Raw genomic sequence first — 19,574 nt, forward strand, 5'->3', positions numbered from 1 at the left:
CGCCTGATCGCTGCTAGTCTTGCATGCATGTCGTCAAGCCAAACGCGCAGACAATGCCTGGCCCTGCTGGGGCTGGCGCCGCTGGGTCTGACGCTGGCGGCCGAAGGCCCCGGCCTGCTGGTGCGCCATATGCTGGTTGATCTGCCCAGCAATGCGCCCAACTACGAGCTCGGGGTGCTCAGGCTGCTGCTGGACAAGACCGTACCCAGCCACGGCCCCTATCGGCTGCAGGCTCTGCCCTTCATGACACAGGGGCGCGCCTTTCTGCAACTGGCGGCCGGCGAGCTCGATCTCGCCACCTCAATCAGCACAGCGCAGCGTGAAGCCCAGGCCGAGGCACTGCGCGTCTGCCTGTATCGCGGCCTGCTGGGCCTGCGCCTGCCCATCGCGCTGGCCAGCCGCAAGGCCGAGCTCGAGGGGGTGCGCACGCTGGAGCGGGCGCGGCGCCTGAGCATCGCCCAGGTGGAGAGCTGGCCCGACCGCCGCATCCTGCAGGCCAATGACTGGCCGGTGCAGACCATCACACGCCGCGACGTCTATGCCGATATGCTGCGCCGCGGCCGCATCGACCTGTTCGCCCTGGGGGCGATCGAGGTCTATCCCATCGTCGATGCCCAGGCCGGCCTGGCCGTGCTGGAGCAGTGGCTGATCGCCTATCCGGCGGCCGCGTACTTCTTCATCAGCCGCAAGCGGCCGGAGCTGGCCGAGCGCCTGCGCCAGGCCTGGGAGCTGGTGCTGGCCGATGGCAGCTTCGCGGCCCTGGCCGAGCAATGGCTGGGGCCGCAGCTGCGACGCGCCCGCCTGGCCGAGCGCCACTGGCTGCTGCTGCGCAACCCCGAGCTGCCGGCCGCCACGCCGCTGCGCGACACCCGGCTGTGGCACCCGCTGGTGCTCGAGCGCCTGCTGGGCACGGCTTGAGCCGCGTCAGAAGCGCGGCGTCTTGCCGCTGAACTGCGGGTCGTATTTGCGCATCTGCGTCAGGTCATCGCGGCTGCGCACGCCACAGCGCAGGTACTGTTCATGCAGCTCGACCAGTCGGGCACGGTCGAGTTCGACGCCCAGGCCCGGCGTGGTCGGCACGGGTACCGCACCCTCAACAAACTTGATGCGCCCGCCCTTGATGACCTCCTCTTCCTGCCAGGGGTAGTGGGTGTCGCAGGCATAGGTCAGGTTGGGGATGCTGGCCGCCACATGGGTCATGGCCATCAGGCTGATGCCCAGGTGCGAGTTCGAGTGCATGGACATGCCCAGGTCCCACAACGCACACATCCTCGCCAGCGTCTGCGTCAGGCGCAGGCCGCCCCAGTAGTGGTGGTCGGACAGCAGCACCTTGACCGAGCCCATGGCGGCACCACGGCGGAAGTCGTCCATCGTCGTGATGACCATATTGGTGGCCAGCGGCAGCGGCGTGTGTTTGGCCAGTTCGGCCATGCCAGCCAGGCCCGGGGTCGGGTCTTCGTAGTACTCGAGCAACTCGTCCAGCTCGGGCGCGGCCTTGATGCTGGTCTCGAGCGACCAGTTGGCATTCGGGTCCAGCCGCAGCGGCAGGCCCGGAAAGGCCTGGTGCAGCGCCCGCATGCAGGCAATCTCGTGGGTGGGCTCGAACACGCCACCCTTGAGCTTGATGCTCTGGAAACCGTACAACTCGATCATGCGCCGCGCCTGGGCGACGATCTGCCCGGGGCTGATGCCCTCGCCCCAGGCATCGGGCGCATAGGGCTTGTCAATGTGTTCGGCGTATTTGAAGAACAGATAGGCGCTGTAGGGCACGGCCGGGCGCACGGCGCCGCCGAGCAGATCGACGATCGGCGCCCCGACGATCTGACCCTGCAGGTCCAGCATCGCCACCTCGAAGGTGCTGACCACCTTGGCCGCGTTCTTGGCCGTGTGCGAACCGGGCGCCAGCTCGAACTCGATCGCACCGGGGCTGGGCTTGATGGTGGCCCGCACCCGCTGCTCCATTGCGTTCAGCGCGAACGGCGACAGGCCCAGCACCAGCGCCCGCGCCTGCTCCAGCACACGCAGCATCGGCTCGTCGCCATAGGTCTCGGAGATGCCGACGCGGCCGTCGCTGCTCTCCAGCTCGACGATGGCGCGCAACGCCCAGGGCTCGTGGATGCCGGCCGCATTGAGCAGCGGGCCGTCGCGGAAGGCGATCGGCGTGACGCGCACGGCGCTGATCTTGATGTCCCGGTTCATCGCCCTGCCCTCAGTTCGCCGATGCGCCGGACTTCTTGACCAGGGCCGCCCAGCGCGGAATCTCCTTGGCCATCAGTGCTGCCAACTCCTCGGGCGAGCCGCCAACGATCTCCATGCCCAGCTGGCCGTGCAGCTTGGCCTGCACATCCGGCTGGCGCAGCGCCTTGGCAATCTCGCTGCTGAGCCTTTGCACGATGGGTTTGGGCGTGCCCTTGGGCGCGTAGATGGCCTGCCAGGATGACATCTCGAAGCCCGGCACGCCGGCCTCGATCATCGTCGGCGTGTTCGGCGCCAGCGCGATGCGCTTGCCCGTGGTCACCGCCAGCAGCTTGAGCTTGCCGGCCTGCAGCAAGGGCAGTGCGGCCGTCATCTGGTCGAACATGAAGGTGACCTGGCCGGAGGACACATCGATCATGGCCGGCGGCGTGCCCTTGTAGGGGATGTGGGTCAGCGGCACGCCGATCAGGTCGGCGAACATCTCACCGGCCAGATGGGTGGAGGTGCCGGCGCCCGAGGAGGCGAAGATGCGCCGCTTCTCGTCCTTCTTCAGCAGCGCGATCAGCTCGGCCACCGAGTTGACGCCCAGGGCCGGATCGACCAGCAGCACATTGGGCAGGAAGGCGACCAGGGCCACCGGCTCGAAGTCCTTGACCGGGTCGTAGCTGAGGTTCTTGTAGAGGCTGGCATTGATCGCATGGGTGCTGATCGTGCCGCCGAACAGGGTGTAGCCATCGGGCGCGGCCTTGGCCACAAAAGAGGCGCCGATGCCGCCGCCCTGGCCGGGCTTGTTGTCCACCACCACGGTCTGCTTCAGCACCGCCTGCAGCTTCTCGGCAATGGTGCGGCCCACCACATCGGTCGAGCCCCCCGCAGTGAAGGGCACGACATAGGTGATGGTCTTGGCCAGAGGCCATTCGGGAGCTTGGGCCAGCACGGTGCTGGAGAGGGTGGCGGCAATGCAGCTCAGGGCCAGGCGGCGTTTCATCGGTTTGTCTCCTCGGGTAGGTTCGATCGCAGTAAAGCACTAATACATTAGTGTGTCAATGCATGGCCCTGGCTAGAATCGAGGCTCCATGGCCACCTCCGCATCGATGCCCCCCCGCAAACCCCCACCGCTGCGCCTGGACCGCACCCGCCAGGTCGCCCCCCAGGTGTTCGAGCACCTGCGCGAGCAGATCGTCTCGCTGGAACTGGCGCCGGGCACGGTGCTGTCACGCGCCGAGCTGGCCGATGACTACGGCCTGAGCCAGACGCCGATACGCGATGCGCTGATCAAGCTCGGCGAGGAGGGGCTGGTTGACATCTTTCCGCAGCACGCGACGAGGGTGAGCCGCATCGACATCGACTCCGCCCGCCAGGCCCACTTCCTGCGCCAGGCGATAGAGGCCGAGATCGTGCGCACCCTGGCCGGCAGTGCCAGCCCTGCACTGCTGGCCCAGCTGCGCGCGCAGGTCGAGCTGCAGCAGGGGCTGATGGGCGGCGAGAGCTACCGCGAATTCATCGCCGCCGATCGGCAATTCCATCGCCTGATGTACGAGGCCGCCGGCGTGCCCGAACTCTACGATCTGGTGCAACGCCGCAGCGGCCATGTGGACCGCCTGCGCCTCCTGCACCTGCCCTCGGCCGGCAAGGAGCGGGCCATCATCGGCGACCACCGTGCCATCGTCGAGGCCATTGCCGGCGGTGATGCCGAGGCCGCGCAGACGCATCTGCGCCAGCACCTGCAGGGCACGCTCAGCGCGGTGGAAGAGATACGGGTCAGCCACCCGCAATACCTGGCCCCCTGACACAATCGTCAGTCATGCGCCGCTACACCCGTTCACGCTTCGCCGCCTTCGGCTTGCTGTCTGTCGGCAATGTGCTGGCCCTGCTGCTCTATGGCCTGGTTCTGTCGACCAAGGTCAGCGGCGGGGGGGCGGCACCGCTGCCCGCGGTGATCGTGCTTGCCGTCGTCTTCCTATTGATCGCCATGGCTGCCGCCATCAAGCGCGGGCGCGATCTCGGCTGGCCGGCATGGTTGACGGTGCTGGGCTTCTGGATCGGCCTGGGACTGGGTCCGCTGCTGCTGGTCTTGGTCGGCTATCTGGCCTTTGCCAAGACAAAGGCCCAGGCCGATACCTTCGAGCCCGCCCCGCCGCCGGCCACGCTCGTGACCTGGATCTTCGCGCTGATGAACCTGATCTGGCCCTGGGCCGTGTTGGGCGTTCTGTCGGCCGTGCTGTAGCTGCGTCAAGGCCACAAGGTCGTCAGCATCTGCGCCAGTCGTGCGCCGGCCTTGACCAGCTGCTCGTGCTGCAACGCCTCGCGGGTCTGGCGGTAGTTGGGGTCGGTGGCCGTGGCCGGCCATGCGGCACCCATCGCGCCCGCTTGCTTGGCGCCGATCTTCAAGCCCTTGAAGGCCTTGCCGGCCTGGACGACGCTCTCGCCGGCCCAGTCGGCCGCCCACTGCGCCATCGCGCCCTTGGCGGGCGGCACTGCTCTGGCCTCGGCCAGTCCGGGGCCGCTGACCATTTGCTTGAGCAGTTTGTCGGACACATCGTCCCAGAGACCATGCAACTTCGCAGTGCCGACCATGATGGAGTTGCCGCCGGCATTGCTGTGGTCGTGCGCCTCCTGCTCGGTGGCCGGGTCCAGCGCATGGCCGGCGCCATCGAGGTAGATGGAGCCGACATGCAGGGGCTGGTGCAGGTCGCCAAGGTAGTGGGTCAGCAGGCGCAGCGCCTCGCGCTGGCCGCGCAGGTCGAACGGCGCCGGTGACTTGCCGCCCTCCAGCACGATCAGGCTGGCATTGATCGCATGGACCAGATCGGTGGGTCCGGCCCCGGGCAGCTTGGGATCGTAGGTCGTGTGCGGCAGCGACAGGTCGACGAAGTGGTAGGACTTGTGCCGGCACTGCACGCTGCTGGCAAAGCCGCCGCAGCGGCTGGCATTGCGCTTGACGAAGGCGATCAGCGCGGCCTGGCTCTCGGGGTTCTCGTAGAGCTTGCAGCTGGGCCAGGTGCCCGGCTTGACATAGCTCCAGACGCCACCGCTGGACTCGACCGAGCGGGCGCAATCGGCCCAGCTGGCGGCCGTCTGCAAGTTGCTGCCGAGGATGGACCGAACCTTCTTGGCCGTCGGCGTGCCGGCGATCAGCTGGTCGGCGATGGCGCCGACGGCCGCATGGCCGCTGGGGCCCCAGGCGGCGGCAGGGATTGGGCCGAGCAAGAGCCCACACAACAGGGCGAGTAGCGAGATGGTGGATGCGCGCATGGTCGGCCTTTCTGCAAGCCCGGCATCATCTGATGTGCCGCGGCAAAGGCCTCGATCTGATCGCGATAGCTCAGCGACGCACCGATCATGTCCAAGCCCTCCAGGAACATGCGGCGGTGGCGCTCGGCCAGGCTGAAGCCCGCTTGCAGCGCCGGGCACATCGAGCAGCCGGGCTGGCGCCACTCGAAGCCGGCGGCCAGCAGCAGATCGGCAATACCCTCGGCCTCGGCCTGGGCCTGGGCCTGGGCCTTCACGCGGCCCGAGCCGGGCACGACCATCGCCCGCACCGATGGCGCGACCCTGCGCCCGCGCACGATCTCGGCCACGGCGCGCAGATCCTCGATGCGCGCATTGGTGCAGGAGCCGATGAAGACGTGCTGGATGGCCAGGCCTTCGAGTGGCGCGCCTGCAGTCAGACCGGTGTAGCGCAGCGCCTGCTCGGCGCTCTGCCGCGCCACGCCCTCGGCTTGCGCTGATGGGTCAGGCACATTGCCGGTGATGGGCACGGCCTGGTCGGGGCTGGTGCCCCAGGTCACGTAGGGCACGACCTCGGCGGCATCGAAACGGTGCTCGATGTCGAACACCGCCTCGGCATCGCTGTGCAGCTGGGCCCAGGCGGCCAAGGCCTGCTCGCGCCAAGGGCCGGTGATGTCCTTGGCACGGTCCAGCACATAGGCGATCGCCGTGGCGTCGGGGGCGATCAAGGCGCCGCGCGCACCCGCCTCCACCGCCATATTGCACAGTGTGAATCGCGCCTCGACGCTGAGCGCGCTGATCGCCGTGCCGCAGAACTCGACCACATAACCGCGCGCGCCCTGGGCGCCGATGCGGCTGATGATCATCAGAATCAGATCCTTGGCCGTCGTGCCCAGCGGCAACAGGCCATCGACCTGGATGCGCATGTCCTGCGCCAGACGATAGACCAGCGTCTGCGTGGCCAGCACATGCTCGACCTCGGACGTGCCGATGCCGAAGCCCAGGGCGCCGAGGGCGCCATAGGTGGTGGTGTGGCTGTCTCCGCAGATCACCACCATGCCGGTGGCGGATCATGCCCAGCTCGGGCGGGACCACATGCTCGATGCCCTGCAGCGCATCATTGGTGTCGAACAGCGGGATGCCGTGACGCTCGCAGTTGAGCTTCAGATTGCTGGCCTGCAGCGCCGACGGCGGATCGGCAATGACGCGAAACTTGACCGGATGGGTCGGGATGATGTGGCTCACCACCGCGACGTTCTGTCCCGGCACCAGCACGCCACGGCCCTGCTCGTGCAGGCCGGCAAAGGCCTGCGGGCTGGTGTATTCGTTCATCAGGTGCAGGTCGCAGAACAGCAGCACGTTCTGCGCGTCCAGGGTCGCGACGATGTGCGACTCGACCAGCTTGCGGTACAGCGCTTTTCCAGAAAAAGTCATCGCAGATCCTGGGTCAAGAAAGGCAGGGCCTGAGCCAGCAGCGCCTCGGGCGCCTCCTCGGCCACGTAGTGGCCGCAGGGCAAGGCCTGGCCCCGCACATCGCTGGCGACCAAGCGCCACTCATCGAGCGGCTTGAAGCATTGATGGACGACTCCACGTTCGCCCCACAGCACCAGCAACGGCACTTGCAGCATCCGCCCGACCTCGCGGTCGGCGCGATCGTGCTCCAGATCAATGCTGGCAGCGGCGCGGTAGTCCTCGCAGATGCCGTGGCCTGTGCCGTGCAGCGCCAGGCAGCGCTGGTACTCGGCCAGGGCGCGTGGATCGAACGGCGCCAGGCCGGCGCTGCGGTTGCCCATCACCTCCAGCACATAGGCCGCGGGGTCGGCGGCGATCAGCCGCTCCGGCATCGGCGCTTTCTGGATCAGAAAGAACCAGTGCCAGTAGGCCCGGGCAAAGGCCTCGCTGGTCTGCTGGTACATCGCCAGGGTCGGCGCGATGTCCAGCAGCACCAGGGAGCGCACTGCCTGCGGGTGGTCCTGCGCCAGCCGGTGCGCGACGCGGGCGCCGCGGTCGTGCGCCAGCACGTCGAAGCGGTTGAAGCCCAGCGCCTGCATCAGCGCGAGCTGGTCCTGCGCCATCACCCGTTTGGCATAGTTGCCGTGGTCGGCCGCACCTGGCGGTTTCGATGAATCGCCATAGCCGCGCAGATCGGCCGCGACGACGGTGAAGTGCTTCAACAGTTCCGGCACGACGCGGTGCCAGATCGCCCGCGTCTGCGGGTGGCCGTGCAGCAGCAGCAGCGGCGGGCCCGAGCCACCGATCGAGGCGGCGATCTGCATGCCCTCGCCTACCGACACCAGACGGTGCTCGAAGCCTGACAGCAGATCCTGCAAGTTCGTGTTCATGGCAATACTCCGCGGGCGGGAATGAAGCGATGGTAGTCATGTGCAGACACAACATAATGTCGCCATTCACAATTCATTCGTGCCTTCAATTCACCTATGGACGCCTTCTCCGACCCGAGCTTCTTCGTGCTGCTGATGAAGCGCGGCAGCCTGGCCGCGGCGGCGCAGGAGATGGGCGTGACGCCGCCGTCGGTGAGCAAGCGGCTGTCGGCGCTGGAGGCTCGGCTGGGCGTGCGGCAGTTGCACCGCACCACCCGGCGCATCAGCCTCACGCCCGAGGGCGAGACCTATCTGGTCGAGGGCACGCGGGTGCTGGCCGAGCTCGATGCACTGGAGCACGCGGTGGCCGGCTCGCGCGCCACGCCCAAGGGCCTGCTGAAGATCAATGCCACGTTGGGCTTCGGCCGCCAGCACATCGCACCGATGCATCTTTCTGCGCGAGAGCGACGAGACCTATGGCACCTGGCATCTGCGCGCCGGCGCCAGACAGGAGACGGTCAAGGTGCGCGGCACGCTGAGCAGCAATGATGGCGAGGTAGCGCTGGGCTGGGCGCTGGATGGCCAGGGCATCCTCTTGCGCTCGCAATGGGACGCCGCCCCCTATCTGCGCTCGGGCCGGCTGCGCCTGGTGCTGCCCGACTGGAGCCTGCCCCCGGCCGACATCTACCTGGTGTTCCCGACCAAGCACCATCTGTCGGCCAAGACCCGGGCGCTGGTGGACTTTTTGCTGGACGGCTTCAGGTCGCGGCGCGAGGAGGCGGGCGGGGATTACGGCGGCTGGTGAGTCTGCTCAGGCATCAGCCACGATCGGCCAGGTTCGTCGCCAGCACGCGGCCGGCCTTGCCGTACTGCGGACAGCTCACCGCCAGTGTCTGGATGAAGGCCGCCAGGCGCTGGCCGCAGGCATGCAGGCCCTGCAGCAGCTCGGCCTGATCAAGGCGGACGTCCGTGTCCTTGGAGCCTGTCAGGTGCACCACACCGCCCTCGGCCACAAAGCTGTAACTGCCGGGCCAGCCGGCCAGGCGCAGCTGAGCCTTGCCGTCGCGGCGCAGCGCCGCGGGCACATCGGCGCACAGCGCCAGGCCCAGCAGGGTCATGTCGTCGTCGATCACCACCGTGGGCTGGCCCTCCTGCTCCAGCAGGACGCGCCCCCACAGGTGATAGGGCTCCTCGGGCGCGCGACCGTCGGCCACGGCCTGAATCGAGGCCGCCTCGTCGCCAAAATCGTCAATCTCGAACCTGACTTGCATAACTGCTCCTGAACTCATCGTGCGGCGCTATTTGATCGCGGCAAAGATGGCATTGATTTCCGCTTCGCGGAAGACCGGCGTTTCCATCGGATGCGGTGGCGCGACGCTTCCCCGCGGCCCGAAGTGGTTGACCATGGTGTCGTTCACATAGCCGATCTCGACGGTGATCTGGGTCGGCGGCGGGCCCACGGTGACCGTGACCTGCTCCGCGCGGTCGCGGTCGTCGGAGACCTGGGCCAGTGCCTGGTCGATCAGCGCGCCGACATCGATGCCGGGCGGAAACATCGACTGCTCGTAGTTCGTCTTGCCCTTGTCGTAGGTTTCCGGCTGATGGCGCTTCAGCACCGAGGCGGTGACCGTCTCGATCCCGGCCGTCCGCATCGCCCCGCTTTCGGGCTTCCAGCCCTCCTGCGCCGTCTCCAGCGCCATATGCGGCGCCATTCGTATTGCCTGGTTGCGCTGGTTGCCCTCGGCAATGGTCTTGATACTGGGCATGAATTGCGTGGCCAGCTTGGCGATGCGCTGCTCCGGCGTGCCCTTGAGCTGCTTGCCGCCCAGCAGCAGCGCCAGGCCCTTGCCCGGCTGTCGGTAGTCCCTGGGCGGCATCTCGGGATAGTCGGGGAACTCGTTGAAGGCATCCAGCATGCGCTTGGAGTCTGCAGGACCATCGGGCCCGCCAAAGGCCTTGGCATAGACCTTCAGGTTCTCGCCCTTGCCGCCCAGGCCGTCGACGAAGACCTTGCTCAGCGTGTCCGGATGCTCATGCTTCTTGCCCGGCAGGCTGGTGTCACCGCCCATGCCGCCGCCGTCGAGCAGGCCCTTGAGCCGGGCGCAGTCCTCGGGCTGGGTGAAGGCCGTGGCTATCGACTTGACGCCCACGGCGCCGGCCTTCTTGGCCAGCGGGCCCAGCACGGCCACGTGCTCGGCCACGCCGGCGGTGCTGACGAGGCGCTTGAGCCCGGCACTGTCGCCGACAAAGGCATCGGCAAAGGCGCGCAGCTCGTCGCCCTTGCCATCGAAGCCGCCCTTGTGCATCAGGCTGGCCAGCGCGCCATCGCTGCCGGCCAGGCCGCCCTCGACCATCAGCGCGCTCATCGCCGCCTGACCGGCGTCGCCGCTGAAGTTCTCTGCCAACGATTTCAGGCCGGCCGCATTGCGCGCCTGGGCCTGCTGCTTGGCCAACGTCAGCTCGGGGCTGTCGCCGGGCTTGGGCGCGTCGCCCAGCAGGCGGCTGAGCAGCTCCGGATTGCCGCCCAGCCCGGCCTTGTCGACCAGGCCCTCCAGCGAGGCACGGGCGCCCTTGCCGCCCTCGCCGTCCAGCGCACGTGCCAGTGTGGCCAGGCCGCCAGGGCCGCAGCGGGCCAGCACCTTGGCAAACACCTTGGGGCTGCCGCCCAGCGGCCCCTCGGCCAGCTGGCGTATCGCCGGCCCGTCGCTGACCAGCACGGCGCTGAGTGCCTCCCGGGCCTTCTTGTCCATGCCGGTGATCATGCCCGGCCCGCAGACCGAGAAGGCCAGCTCGCGCACGCCCTCGGCCAGATCGGCGAACGGCGCCTTGGGCGTGCTGGCGAAGTCGCCTTCGGCCGCCACCTCGCGCATGCGGGCGACCAGCTCCTCGTGCAGTCGGGCCGTCAGCGGCATGTCGCGATCCGTGCCGGTGAGGGTGAAGCGGTTGTCGACCAGCGCCTTGGCCTTGCTCAGCTCGGTGCGCGCCGCCGGCCGGGCCGCGCCGCTCGCCGCCGCGTAATCGGTAGCCAGGATCAGCCGGGCCGCGGTGACACGCTTGGCCGCCGCGGCATCGTCGGCGGCACGCTTCAGCAGCGCCGGGAAGGGCTTGGCATGGGTCTCGGCCTCTGTGACGTTGACCTCCAGCAGCGGCTTGGCCAGGCTGGTATTGACCTGCTTGCGCAGCGCGTCCAGCACCAGGCCGAAGGCCGGGTCGGCCTCGGCCGGATTGGCCTGCTGCACCAGCTGCGCCACGGCCGCCTTGCGCTGCCCCAGCACAATGCCGGCCGGGCCCACATAGGCCCGCCAGGCGGTGACCAGCTCGCTGCTGGTCTCGACCTCCGGCCGCGCCTTGGAGGCCTGACCGCCGCTGCCCACGCCGAGCAACTGGCGGGCCTTGGCGATGGACTTGTCGAGCGCCTCGGCATAGCCCTCGGCCGTGTCGTCCAGCTTGGGCAGCTGCTTGGCCTCGGCCGCGCAACGTGCCAGCTCGGCCTGCATGAAGGCGATGGCCGCCTCCTTGGCGCCCGGGTTGCCGCCGCCGGTCATGCCGGCGATCAGTCCCATGATCTCGATCTTCAGCGCATCCAGTGCGGCCGGCACCTTTTCGGTCTCGGCCCGGCCGGCGCCAACGGCCAGTTTGGGATTGAGCTTGTCGATGTCGCCCAGAGTCTTCAGCGCCGGCGCCTTGTTCTTCTGCCCCAGGCTGCCCTCCAGCGCCTGCACCCGCTCGCGCAGCTTGGCGGCCTCGGCGGCGAACAGCGCGCGCATCTGGCGCAGTGCCAGCGCCTCCTGCTCCACGGGCGTCCAGGCGCTGCGCAGCTTCAGCAGCGCGTCCTCGGCCTTGGCCAGCGCGTCATCGCTCAGCGGCGGCGCCAGCAGCGCACGCACCGCGCCGCGCTCGGTGTCCAGGCTGCCCGGCGGGGCCTCCGGGGCCGGCTTCAGCGCCTCGACATCGGCTTCGATGCGTTCGGCCTGCTTGCCCCTCTGCTCGATCCGGAGCTCGATGCGCTCGCGCTCCTGGGCGATGGCGTCCAGCCGGAGCTGCTCGGCGCCCAGCGCCTGCAGCGAGCCGGCGCGCTCCAGAGCCTCGACGGCGGCATCGCGCAGCGACGCCAGCGTGCCGGTGTCCGTGTCGACGGAGCCCGGCACCAGGGCGGCGCCGGTCTTCTTGGCCGGCGCCAAGGCCTCCAGCCGGGCGAGCATCTGCTGGCGCAGCGTGCATTGCGGCAGTTCCAGCGCATAGGCTTTGACCATGGCCTCGAACTGGGCCTTGATCAGCGCCAGTGTCTTGTCGTCGGGCGTGCCCGAGTAGAGGTTGGTGAACTGCGTGCGGGCGAGGGACAGCCGGTCCGATTGTGCCTGGGAGGCGCCCTTGGGATCCTTGGCAAAACGCTGCTGGAAGCTCTTCTTCAGCAGCAGCGCGGCGTCGGCGTTGTCGGTCGGGTCGCCGTCCGCCAGGGCCTCGTCGCCCTCCTGCGGCATCACAGTCCTGGCCAGCTTGAGCAGGGCCCGCATCTCCTGGCACCACTTGACTGTCGGATCGTCTTCTCCCAGCACCTCAAGCTCCCTGGTTGACCGATGGAACCGGCAGAATGTGGGGCATGCGCCGCTATTTGTCCAGCGCCCGGTCGCCCCTGGTCAGCTCGCGCAGATAGGCCGCGCTGGCCTCGTCGATCGGGAAGAAGGTCTCGATCGCCAGCTCGGACACGGTCACATCCATCGGCGAGCCGAACACGGTGACGGTGCTCATCAGGTTCAGCACCCGCTCACCAACGGCCAGGTGCAGGGGCACGACCAGGCCCCCGTACTCGGGCGCGGGCGGCGCCGCTCTTGCCTGGGGCGAGGTGTTGTCGGCCGGGTAGGCTTGCAGCTCCTCCAGCAGCTGCGCCAGGCCGGCATCGGCGGTGTTGGCGATCTGCTGCTCCAGCCGCTCCAGCAGATGGTCACGGCACTGGCGCAGGTTCAGGATGCGCTTGGACACGCCCTCCGGGTGCAGGCACAGGCGCAGCACATTGACGGCCGGGCCCTGCAGCAGATGCGGGGCCACGCCGTCGAGCAGCAGAGGCACCATGCGGTTGGCGCAGATCATGTTCCAGTGCCTGTCGACGGCCAGCGCCGGAAACGGTTCATGGGCCTGCACGATCAGATTGACGGCGCGGCGCGCGGCCTCCAGGCCGGGGTCGTCGAAGGGCCGCTCGCCATACAGCGGCGCATAGCCACCGGCCACCAGAAGCACATTGCGCTCGCGCAGCGGGATGTTCAGGTGCCGTGCCAGCAGCATGATCATCTCGCGGCTGGGCTGCGAGCGGCCGGTCTCCAGAAAGCTCAGGTGCCGCGTCGAGATGCCAGCCTCCAGGGACAGCGCCATCTGGCTCATGCGCCGACGTTCGCGCCAGGTGCGCAGGTGTTCGCCCACCGTCGTTCGGCTCTGTAGTTCGGCCACTGCCATGCTGTCTGCCCCCGTCTGTTTGATCGGCATCGTAAGGGCTGCCGGCCACGGGCCAATGACCTCGGAGGTAATCGCAGGCTTGATGCGCGGCTCGCACCATTGGCTCATCCGATTCAACCACCGAAGGAGAGAAGCAATGGAAAACACCCTGCCCATGTCCCCCACCCTGAAGGCCGCCCTGCTGGCCGATGCCGTCGTCAGCGGCGCCGTGGCCGTGCAGCAACTGGCCCTCACCGCCCCGCTGGCCGAGCTGACGCAGCTGCCGGCGCCCCTGCTCAGCGGCACCGGCCTGTTCATGGTCGGCTACACCGCGCTGCTGCTGGCCCTGTGGCGCGCGCCCCGCGTGCTGCCCTGGCTGATCAAGTTCATCGTCGCCGGCAATATCGGCTGGGCGCTGGCCTGCCTGTACCTGTTGGCAGGCCAGGTCGTGCCCTTCAATGCCTGGGGCGAGGCGCTGCTGCTGGTGCAGGCTGCGGGCGTGCTCATGCTGGCCGGCTGGGAGGGGCTGGGGCTCAGGCGCTGCGGGGTGGCGCGGCCGGGCTTGCGCGCAGCGGCGGCCTGAAGGTGCTGGTGGCCAAGGCCAACAAAAAGGGCTCCATGAAGGAGCCCGATCGTGTCACTGCACGGGCGTTAAGCCCGTGGCGAATCAGACGGCGCGACGGCGACGCGCCACGAAGCCCATCACACCCAGGCCGGCCAACATCAGCGCGACAGTTTCGGGTTCCGGCACGGCCGTGACGTTCAGGGTGCCGCTGTAGCTGGCGTTTTCAGCGGACATGCCCTTGATGACCAGCGTCAGCGGACCGGTGACGGCATAGCTCCCCGGCGTATAGAGCAACTCGACAAAGCCGCCAGCATCCGTGGTCAAGACCAGGGGCATGCTGTTCAAGGTGGCCGAGATGAAGTCGATGTCGGCCACACCCGCACCAATGGTGGTGATGCTCACACTGGCTGATGTGATGCCCGGCATCATGAAGGTGAAGGTATCGGTGAATGCACCGGCGCTGTGCAGTGCCGCATACGTGGACGTGAGCCCGGCAAACGAAGGAGAACCAACCACGTCGTTCGCGAATGCAGCGCTGGAAGTGGCAACAATCGCGGCGGCCAACGCCAATTTCTTGATGAACATGGTGACTCCAAAGGGAAGTTGCGCAGACAACGCGACAACGCCGCGAGTTTTATCGTTTTACCTAAACAATACTTGCCTGCAAACCCCCTACCTTGGGGGCTGGTCGTTTCACCAGTGCGCGAAAGGCGCTCCATTACTCAAGGCGAGGCCCTGCCACCGGCGCAGACGCCGGTTGCCAACAAGGGTGGCGGAGTGGTGCTTGGGGCTTGAGGGGCGCCAGCTCAATGGGCGCGACATCCGGGGTCCAGGAGAAGGTCTTCCCCTGGGCGGGCTGTGGTCAGGCTTCCGGTTCGTGGCAAACCGCTTCGACCTTGTGCCCGTCGGGACCGATGACGAAGGCCGCGTAATAGTTCGAGTGATAGTGCGGTCGCAGACCGGGCGCACCGTGGTCCGTGCCGCCAGCCCCCAGAGCCGCTCGATAGAAGGCATCGACCTGCTGACTATTGCCGGCCGTGAACGCCAAGTGCAGATGCGCCGGCCTCTCATCGGTTTGATACAGGCAAAGGGAAAGCTTGCCCATCGGTTGGCTCAGCTCCACACCGTTCGGCGGCCATTCCGTGACAACGGTGACCCCGAGCGGTTCGAGTGCCCTGAGGGAGAACGCCTTGCTCGCCGCATAGTCGCTGACGCCGAATTTGACGTGGTCAAACATCAGTGCAGATGAGCGGCGGCATCCTCGCGATTGAAGAACTAGGCAGCAGCATCGGATGCGACCAGTTCAATGCGGTTGCCAAAAGGATCATTCGTGAAAGCCCTTCGGACGGCCGGAAGCGACGTGTCTTCGGTAATCTCGAACCCTTCATCCTGAAGACGAGCAAGAAGTTCCTCGAACTGCTCGACGAGAAAAGCGGGATGCGCTTTCATGGCCGGGCGAAAGCCACTCTCGACCCCAAGATGAACTTGAATGCTGCCGCATTGAAACCAGGCACCACCGCGGCCGGCAAGTTCCTCTGGCTTCGCCAGCTCGGTGAGGCCCAATAGGCTTCCGTAGAAGGTTCGCGCCTGTGGCTCGGCCCCTCCAGGCATTGCGAGTTGGACGTGATCAAGGCCGACAACAGGCATACAAGACCCCATTCGGTTGATGTGAACGAGCGCCTTCGGTCGCTGCGGATCGGCACATCCGCGCAGGCGAACCTTGGCGCTGACTCAGGCTGTTCCGCCGAGCTACCCAGTGCCATGCGCTGCACGGGCCCTGCTTACTCGGGCAGATGGCAGACGGCTTCGATGTTGTTGCCCTCGGGATCGATGACAAACGCGCCGTAGTAGTTGGCGTGATAGTCCGGGCGCAGGCCCGGGGCGCCGTTGTCCTTGGCGCCGGCGGCCATCGCCGCCCTGTAGAAGGCATCCACCTGCGCGCGGTTCTGTGCACGCCATGCAAGGTGGCAACCGGAGGTGGAGGGGGGGCCACCATAGGGCGATGGGCCATCAATGAACCAGACATCAGCCTTCTTTCCATCGGGTTCAGCGGCATCCGGATAGGCGAAGCCCACGATGTTCGAGCCGAAGTTGCCCTCGAAACACAGGCTGTAGCCCAGTGGCGCAAGGGCCGCACTGTAGAACGTCTTGGCGCGTGAAATATCGGTCACGCGGAAGGTCATATGGTCGAGCATGATGAAGCACTCCTGAGTTTGGTATGGCGCGTTTGCGCCTGCTCATATTACTGTACGTAATCACAGTCAAAGAAGAACTGGTTTGGGTGGATCTCCAAGCCGACCCAGGCCGCGCATCACCCGCTCGGCCGCCAGCGCCAGCCGCTCGCGCAGCGCCGGCGGTGCCAGCACCTCGAACTCGACCTCCAGCGCCATCAGCCAGTAGACCAGCGAGTCGAGCGCGTGGGCGCCGCATTGCAGCAGGCAGCGCTGCTCGTCGTCGACCGCCTCCAGCCGCGCGGCCGTGGCCGGGATGCGCGCGGCCATCTGGGCCAGTGGCGCGTGCAGGATCACCCGGGCCTGCTCGGCATGGGGAGAGAGCACCACGGAGCGCGCGACAAAGGCGCGCAGATCGCCGCCCTCGGGGCCGATGCGCGGCGTGAAATGCCTGCCGACCATCGCCGTGCCGGCAATGCGGTCGATGCGGAAGGTGCGCCAGTCGCTGCGCAGCGTGTCCCAGGCCACCAGATACCAGCGGTGGCCGGTGTGGACCACCCCCTGCGGCTCGACCCGGCGACGGCTGGGCTCGCCCTTGGCATCGACATAGTCGAAGTCCAGGCCCAGCTGATCGCGGCAGGCGCCGGCCAGATCGGCCAGCAGGCCGGCGTCGACGCTGGGGCCGACCGGGTCCATGGCCTGCACCGCCGAGCGCAGCGCATCGGCCCGCCGCCGCAACCGTGCCGGCATCAGCTGCTCCAGCTTGACCATGGCCTGCAAGGCCGGCTCCTCGATGCCGCCGACCTGGCCCGAGGCGGCGGTGCGCAGGGCGATGGCTACGGCCAGCGCCTCCTCGTCGTCCAGCAGCAGCGGCGGCATGGCCTGGCCCGCCCGCAAGGCGTAGCCACCGGCCACGCCGCTGCTGGCCGCCACCGGATAGCCCAGCTCGCGCAGCCGGTCTATATCGCGCCGTAGGGTGCGCGGATGCACACCCAGGCGCTCGGCCAGCTCGGGCCCGGCCCAATGGCGCCGGGCCTGCAACAGGGACAGGAGCTGCAGCAGTCGGGAGGAGGCACTCAGCATCCGGTCACTGTAGCTTTGATTGAGGGCCGTATCTGTCCGCAATGCTTTCTACAGTGACCGCAGTCGTCGGCGCCGTGCCGATGCCCATCAAACCACCTCAACGGAGAGAAACCCATGTCCATCGTTCTGTATTGGCACGCTATGTCCAGCGCCACCCCCGTCGCCTGCGCGCTGGCCGAGCTGGACCTGCCGCACGAGCGGGTCAAGATCGACATCCGGGCCGGCGAACAGCATCGCCCGGACTATCTGGCCCTGAACCCGAATGGCAAGGTGCCGACCTTGACGGTCGACGGCGCGCCGATGTTCGAGGCCCTGGCCATCCAGCTGTGGCTGGGCGAGACCTATGGGATCGAGCGCGGGCTGTGGCCGGCAGCCGGCACGCCCGAGCACCTGCAGGCCCTGTCCTGGTGTGCCTGGGCCTATGTCAGCTATGGCGCGGTGCTGACGCGTCTGCACCGCGCGACGCTCGGTGACGAGGCGCTGCGCAGCAGCCCCCATGCCGACGCGGCCCGTGCCGAGCTGAATGAGCTGCTGGCCCTGCTCGACACCCGGCTGGCGCGCCAGCCCTGGATGCTGGGCGATACGTACTCGCTGGTGGACCTGCTGGTCGGCTCGGTGATCGGCTACAGCGCCTACATCGGTGCGCCGGTGGCCGCCCACGCCCATGTGCAGCAATGGCTGGACCGGGTCCAGGCCCGGCCGGCGATGCAAAACGAGGGGCTGTGAGCCCTTCGGCTGGCGCTGGCTCCCCGGCGGGGCCAGGGAGCCGCGAATGAGGCCGCCGAATTGGGACTGACTGTCGCACGGGTGTCTGCCCAGGGCTGATCGTTCGTCAATGCGTCAGCGACGTTGCTGCGCCTTGCCATCGATGCGGCAGCTTGATGCTTGGCCGCTCACGGCAGCTGACGGGTCAGAACAATCGTCACCAACGCCGACGAGTCCTCGATCGCCACGACCCCATGTTGAACCCCGCCCGACAGGAAGAGCATCTGCCCGGCACGCAGCGGGTTGCTGCGGCCCTCGACGGTGACGTCGATCTGGCCTTCGATGCAGTGAATGGTGATCTCACCCGCGACGCGGTGCGGTGGGAATGAGTCGCGCGCCTGCAGCACCAGCCGGATGACCTCAAGCTGCTCGGACTTGAAGAGCGCGCTGGTCTTTTCGTTCGACAGACGAGCGCCCAGCGGCTGGACATCGATGAGCTGACCGGAACTTGCGTGGGGGATGGCCATGCACAAGTATGCGCCGCTTCACTCCTTCCGCAGCATGACCCTTGAGCCAAATGGGCGGCGGTGGCGGCGGTGAGTGAGGCTCGTCCCTCATCGCCTTCAAGGCCAGCTGCAGAGTGGCAGCCTGCTCCCTGTACAGCTCGTCACCTGGACGCTCGGCACGACCCAGGCTCACACGCGCAGCAGGCCGCGGAAGCCCCGTGCGGCGTAGTAAGACTGCGCCCCGTTGTGATAAACGAACACCCTGCCGTAGCGGCGATCGCAGAACAGCGCGCCGCCGAGCGCGCGCACCGGGTCGGGTGTGGCGATCCAGCTGGACGTCTTCAGGTCGAACTCGCCGAGCTGCTGCAGCTCACGGTACTGCGCCTCATTGAGCAAAGTGACGCCCATCGCCGCAGCGGCACCGACGACACTGCCCTCAGGCCTGTTCTCCTTCCGCGAGGCCAGAGCCTCGCCGTCGAAGCAAAGACTTCTGCGCCCGGAAGGGCTCTCGGTCGAGCAATCACAGAAGATGTACTGGCCGGTGGCTTCGTCATAGCCGATCACATCCGGCTCGCCACCGGATGACTCCATGTGATGGAGTGACTTCAGGGCACTGGGAGTTTGTTCAAGCCTGGCCTGAACCGGCGCCCAGATGAGCCTCTGATGTCGATGCTGGTTTGTTTCGAACCGGCCCTTCAATGATTGGAGTAGCGTGTCTCGTTCCTGTGCCTTCATAAACGCATCCGTAGTCGCTTGGGAGGAAGTCGGGTGGATGGGCTTGTACCACCACGTCTTGAGCTGAGCGCGAGGTAGCCACCTGCCAGTTGAGCGAAGGGCTAGGTCCCAGGCTCGTGGCAGACCGCCTCGATATTGTGTCCGTCCGGGCCAATGACGAACGCCGCGTAGTAATTCACATGGTAGTGCGGGCGCGACCCAGGCGGCGAGGACCGGCCAGCTGTCAACGAGATGGGCGTTGCGGACTTTCAGGTGGGTCTTGAGCGCGATGGCGACTCGCCGCGAAGTCCCTGTTGCGATTGGCGGGGGACAGATCGGGATCTACCCCCGTTGGCGCCTAGACGATGCCCTGAGGAAACTGGATACGCTGGTTCTCCTGACAGGCGAAAAGCATGTCAGGGCCCACACCCGAGGTATCCGATAGCACGGCCGTGAACGCCTTGGCCACATTGGGGGCTGGGTCTCCGCCCATGTTCGCGTTGTTGACTGTGACCAGATTGGTCCCTTGGGTGGCCTTGATGGCCGCGTACAGGGCGTCCACCACACTCGCCGCCACGGAAACGCTGCTGCCATTTGTGCCGCCGTAGATGGCACTGCTGATGCTCCAATACATGATGCCTACTCCCTGGTTGAA

At 67.4% G+C, this 19,574-nt stretch carries 20 protein-coding genes and 3 pseudogenes; 6 read left to right on the top strand and 17 right to left on the bottom strand.

Annotated features, from left to right (window positions below):
* Nucleotides 1-27: 27 nt before the first annotated feature.
* The gene (locus tag DES47_RS05895; RefSeq protein WP_133699772.1) at nt 28-918 is read left to right on the top strand and encodes a type 2 periplasmic-binding domain-containing protein; all 891 of its coding nucleotides are present in this window, start codon (nt 28-30) and stop codon (nt 916-918) included.
* Between the two features lie 6 nt (nt 919-924).
* On the opposite strand, the gene DES47_RS05900 is transcribed toward DES47_RS05895, so the two are convergent.
* Together DES47_RS05900 and DES47_RS05905 are read right to left on the bottom strand one after the other, a co-directional pair.
* The gene (locus DES47_RS05900; protein WP_133699773.1) at nt 925-2,199 is read right to left on the bottom strand and encodes a glucarate dehydratase family protein; all 1,275 of its coding nucleotides are present in this window, start codon (nt 2,197-2,199) and stop codon (nt 925-927) included.
* 10 nt (nt 2,200-2,209) lie between these two features.
* On the bottom strand, nt 2,210-3,184 hold the full coding sequence (locus DES47_RS05905; protein WP_133699774.1) for a Bug family tripartite tricarboxylate transporter substrate binding protein: 975 nt from the start codon (nt 3,182-3,184) through the stop codon (nt 2,210-2,212).
* Between the two features lie 88 nt (nt 3,185-3,272).
* Here DES47_RS05905 and DES47_RS05910 point away from each other — a divergent pair, with 88 nt between their 5' ends.
* Nucleotides 3,273-3,986: a GntR family transcriptional regulator gene (locus DES47_RS05910; protein ID WP_133699775.1), complete on the top strand. Its 714-nt coding sequence runs from the start codon at nt 3,273-3,275 to the stop codon at nt 3,984-3,986.
* A 14-nt stretch (nt 3,987-4,000) separates the two neighbouring features.
* The gene (locus tag DES47_RS05915; RefSeq protein ID WP_133699776.1) at nt 4,001-4,423 is read left to right on the top strand and encodes a DUF805 domain-containing protein; all 423 of its coding nucleotides are present in this window, start codon (nt 4,001-4,003) and stop codon (nt 4,421-4,423) included.
* A gap of 5 nt (nt 4,424-4,428) precedes the next feature.
* Here DES47_RS05915 and DES47_RS05920 read toward each other — a convergent pair whose 3' ends face one another.
* The 3 genes and pseudogenes from DES47_RS05920 to DES47_RS05930 form a co-directional block, all read right to left on the bottom strand.
* On the bottom strand, nt 4,429-5,406 hold the full coding sequence (locus tag DES47_RS05920) for a S1/P1 nuclease (protein WP_166651872.1): 978 nt from the start codon (nt 5,404-5,406) through the stop codon (nt 4,429-4,431).
* 191 nt (nt 5,407-5,597) lie between these two features.
* Nucleotides 5,598-6,861: pseudogene (locus tag DES47_RS05925) on the bottom strand (3-isopropylmalate dehydratase large subunit); the annotation flags it as partial.
* On the bottom strand, nt 6,858-7,703 hold the full coding sequence (locus DES47_RS05930) for an alpha/beta fold hydrolase (protein ID WP_425057430.1): 846 nt from the start codon (nt 7,701-7,703) through the stop codon (nt 6,858-6,860). The pseudogene DES47_RS05925 and the gene DES47_RS05930, both read right to left, overlap by 4 nt.
* 162 nt (nt 7,704-7,865) lie before the next feature.
* Here DES47_RS05930 and DES47_RS05935 point away from each other — a divergent pair.
* Nucleotides 7,866-8,553, top strand: a pseudogene (locus tag DES47_RS05935) (LysR family transcriptional regulator).
* A gap of 13 nt (nt 8,554-8,566) precedes the next feature.
* On the opposite strand, the gene DES47_RS05940 reads toward DES47_RS05935, so the two are convergent.
* From DES47_RS05940 to DES47_RS05950, 3 genes are read right to left on the bottom strand one after another with little or no spacing between them, the layout of a single operon-like run.
* A complete protein-coding gene (locus DES47_RS05940; protein ID WP_133699779.1) occupies nt 8,567-9,019 on the bottom strand; it encodes a hypothetical protein in 453 nt (150 codons plus the stop codon).
* A 27-nt stretch (nt 9,020-9,046) separates the two neighbouring features.
* A complete protein-coding gene (locus DES47_RS28640; protein WP_166651873.1) occupies nt 9,047-12,304 on the bottom strand; it encodes a coiled-coil domain-containing protein in 3,258 nt (1,085 codons plus the stop codon).
* 52 nt (nt 12,305-12,356) lie between these two features.
* Complete coding sequence (locus tag DES47_RS05950) at nt 12,357-13,196, bottom strand: helix-turn-helix domain-containing protein (protein ID WP_133699780.1); 840 nt, start codon at nt 13,194-13,196, stop codon at nt 12,357-12,359.
* Nucleotides 13,197-13,332: 136 nt separating this feature from the next.
* Here DES47_RS05950 and DES47_RS05955 point away from each other — a divergent pair, with 136 nt between their 5' ends.
* Complete coding sequence (locus DES47_RS05955; RefSeq protein ID WP_133699781.1) at nt 13,333-13,758, top strand: hypothetical protein; 426 nt, start codon at nt 13,333-13,335, stop codon at nt 13,756-13,758.
* 84 nt (nt 13,759-13,842) lie between these two features.
* Here DES47_RS05955 and DES47_RS05960 read toward each other — a convergent pair whose 3' ends face one another.
* From DES47_RS05960 to DES47_RS05980, 5 genes are all read right to left on the bottom strand, one after another.
* Entirely contained in the window at nt 13,843-14,325 is a 483-nt protein-coding gene (locus DES47_RS05960; protein WP_133699782.1) for an FxDxF family PEP-CTERM protein, read from the bottom strand.
* A gap of 277 nt (nt 14,326-14,602) precedes the next feature.
* The gene (locus DES47_RS05965; RefSeq protein WP_133699783.1) at nt 14,603-14,977 is read right to left on the bottom strand and encodes a VOC family protein; all 375 of its coding nucleotides are present in this window, start codon (nt 14,975-14,977) and stop codon (nt 14,603-14,605) included.
* A 38-nt stretch (nt 14,978-15,015) separates the two neighbouring features.
* Complete coding sequence (locus DES47_RS05970) at nt 15,016-15,399, bottom strand: VOC family protein (protein WP_341800589.1); 384 nt, start codon at nt 15,397-15,399, stop codon at nt 15,016-15,018.
* Nucleotides 15,400-15,521: 122 nt separating this feature from the next.
* A complete protein-coding gene (locus DES47_RS05975; RefSeq protein WP_133699785.1) occupies nt 15,522-15,935 on the bottom strand; it encodes a VOC family protein in 414 nt (137 codons plus the stop codon).
* Between the two features lie 66 nt (nt 15,936-16,001).
* A complete protein-coding gene (locus tag DES47_RS05980) occupies nt 16,002-16,994 on the bottom strand; it encodes a helix-turn-helix transcriptional regulator (protein ID WP_133699786.1) in 993 nt (330 codons plus the stop codon).
* Between the two features lie 114 nt (nt 16,995-17,108).
* On the opposite strand from DES47_RS05980, the gene DES47_RS05985 reads away from it, so the two are divergent.
* Nucleotides 17,109-17,720, top strand: coding sequence for a glutathione S-transferase family protein (locus DES47_RS05985; protein ID WP_133699787.1), 612 nt, complete (start codon nt 17,109-17,111; stop codon nt 17,718-17,720).
* A 167-nt stretch (nt 17,721-17,887) separates the two neighbouring features.
* Here DES47_RS05985 and DES47_RS05990 read toward each other — a convergent pair whose 3' ends face one another.
* The 4 genes and pseudogenes from DES47_RS05990 to DES47_RS06005 all read right to left on the bottom strand — a co-directional run bounded on the left by DES47_RS05990 (nt 17,888) and on the right by DES47_RS06005 (nt 19,553).
* A complete protein-coding gene (locus DES47_RS05990) occupies nt 17,888-18,226 on the bottom strand; it encodes a cupin domain-containing protein (RefSeq protein ID WP_133699788.1) in 339 nt (112 codons plus the stop codon).
* A gap of 168 nt (nt 18,227-18,394) precedes the next feature.
* Nucleotides 18,395-18,940 carry a DUF4256 domain-containing protein gene (locus tag DES47_RS05995; protein ID WP_133699789.1) on the bottom strand — a complete coding sequence of 182 codons (546 nt, stop codon included), beginning with the start codon at nt 18,938-18,940 and terminating at the stop codon, nt 18,395-18,397.
* Nucleotides 18,941-19,041: 101 nt separating this feature from the next.
* A pseudogene (locus DES47_RS29165) lies at nt 19,042-19,143 on the bottom strand (VOC family protein); the annotation flags it as partial.
* A gap of 134 nt (nt 19,144-19,277) precedes the next feature.
* Complete coding sequence (locus DES47_RS06005; protein WP_133699790.1) at nt 19,278-19,553, bottom strand: hypothetical protein; 276 nt, start codon at nt 19,551-19,553, stop codon at nt 19,278-19,280.
* Between the last annotated feature and the right edge of the window lie 21 nt (nt 19,554-19,574).

The sequence above is a fragment of the Roseateles toxinivorans genome, assembly GCF_004362525.1.
Lineage (GTDB): Bacteria > Pseudomonadota > Gammaproteobacteria > Burkholderiales > Burkholderiaceae_C > Paucibacter > Paucibacter toxinivorans.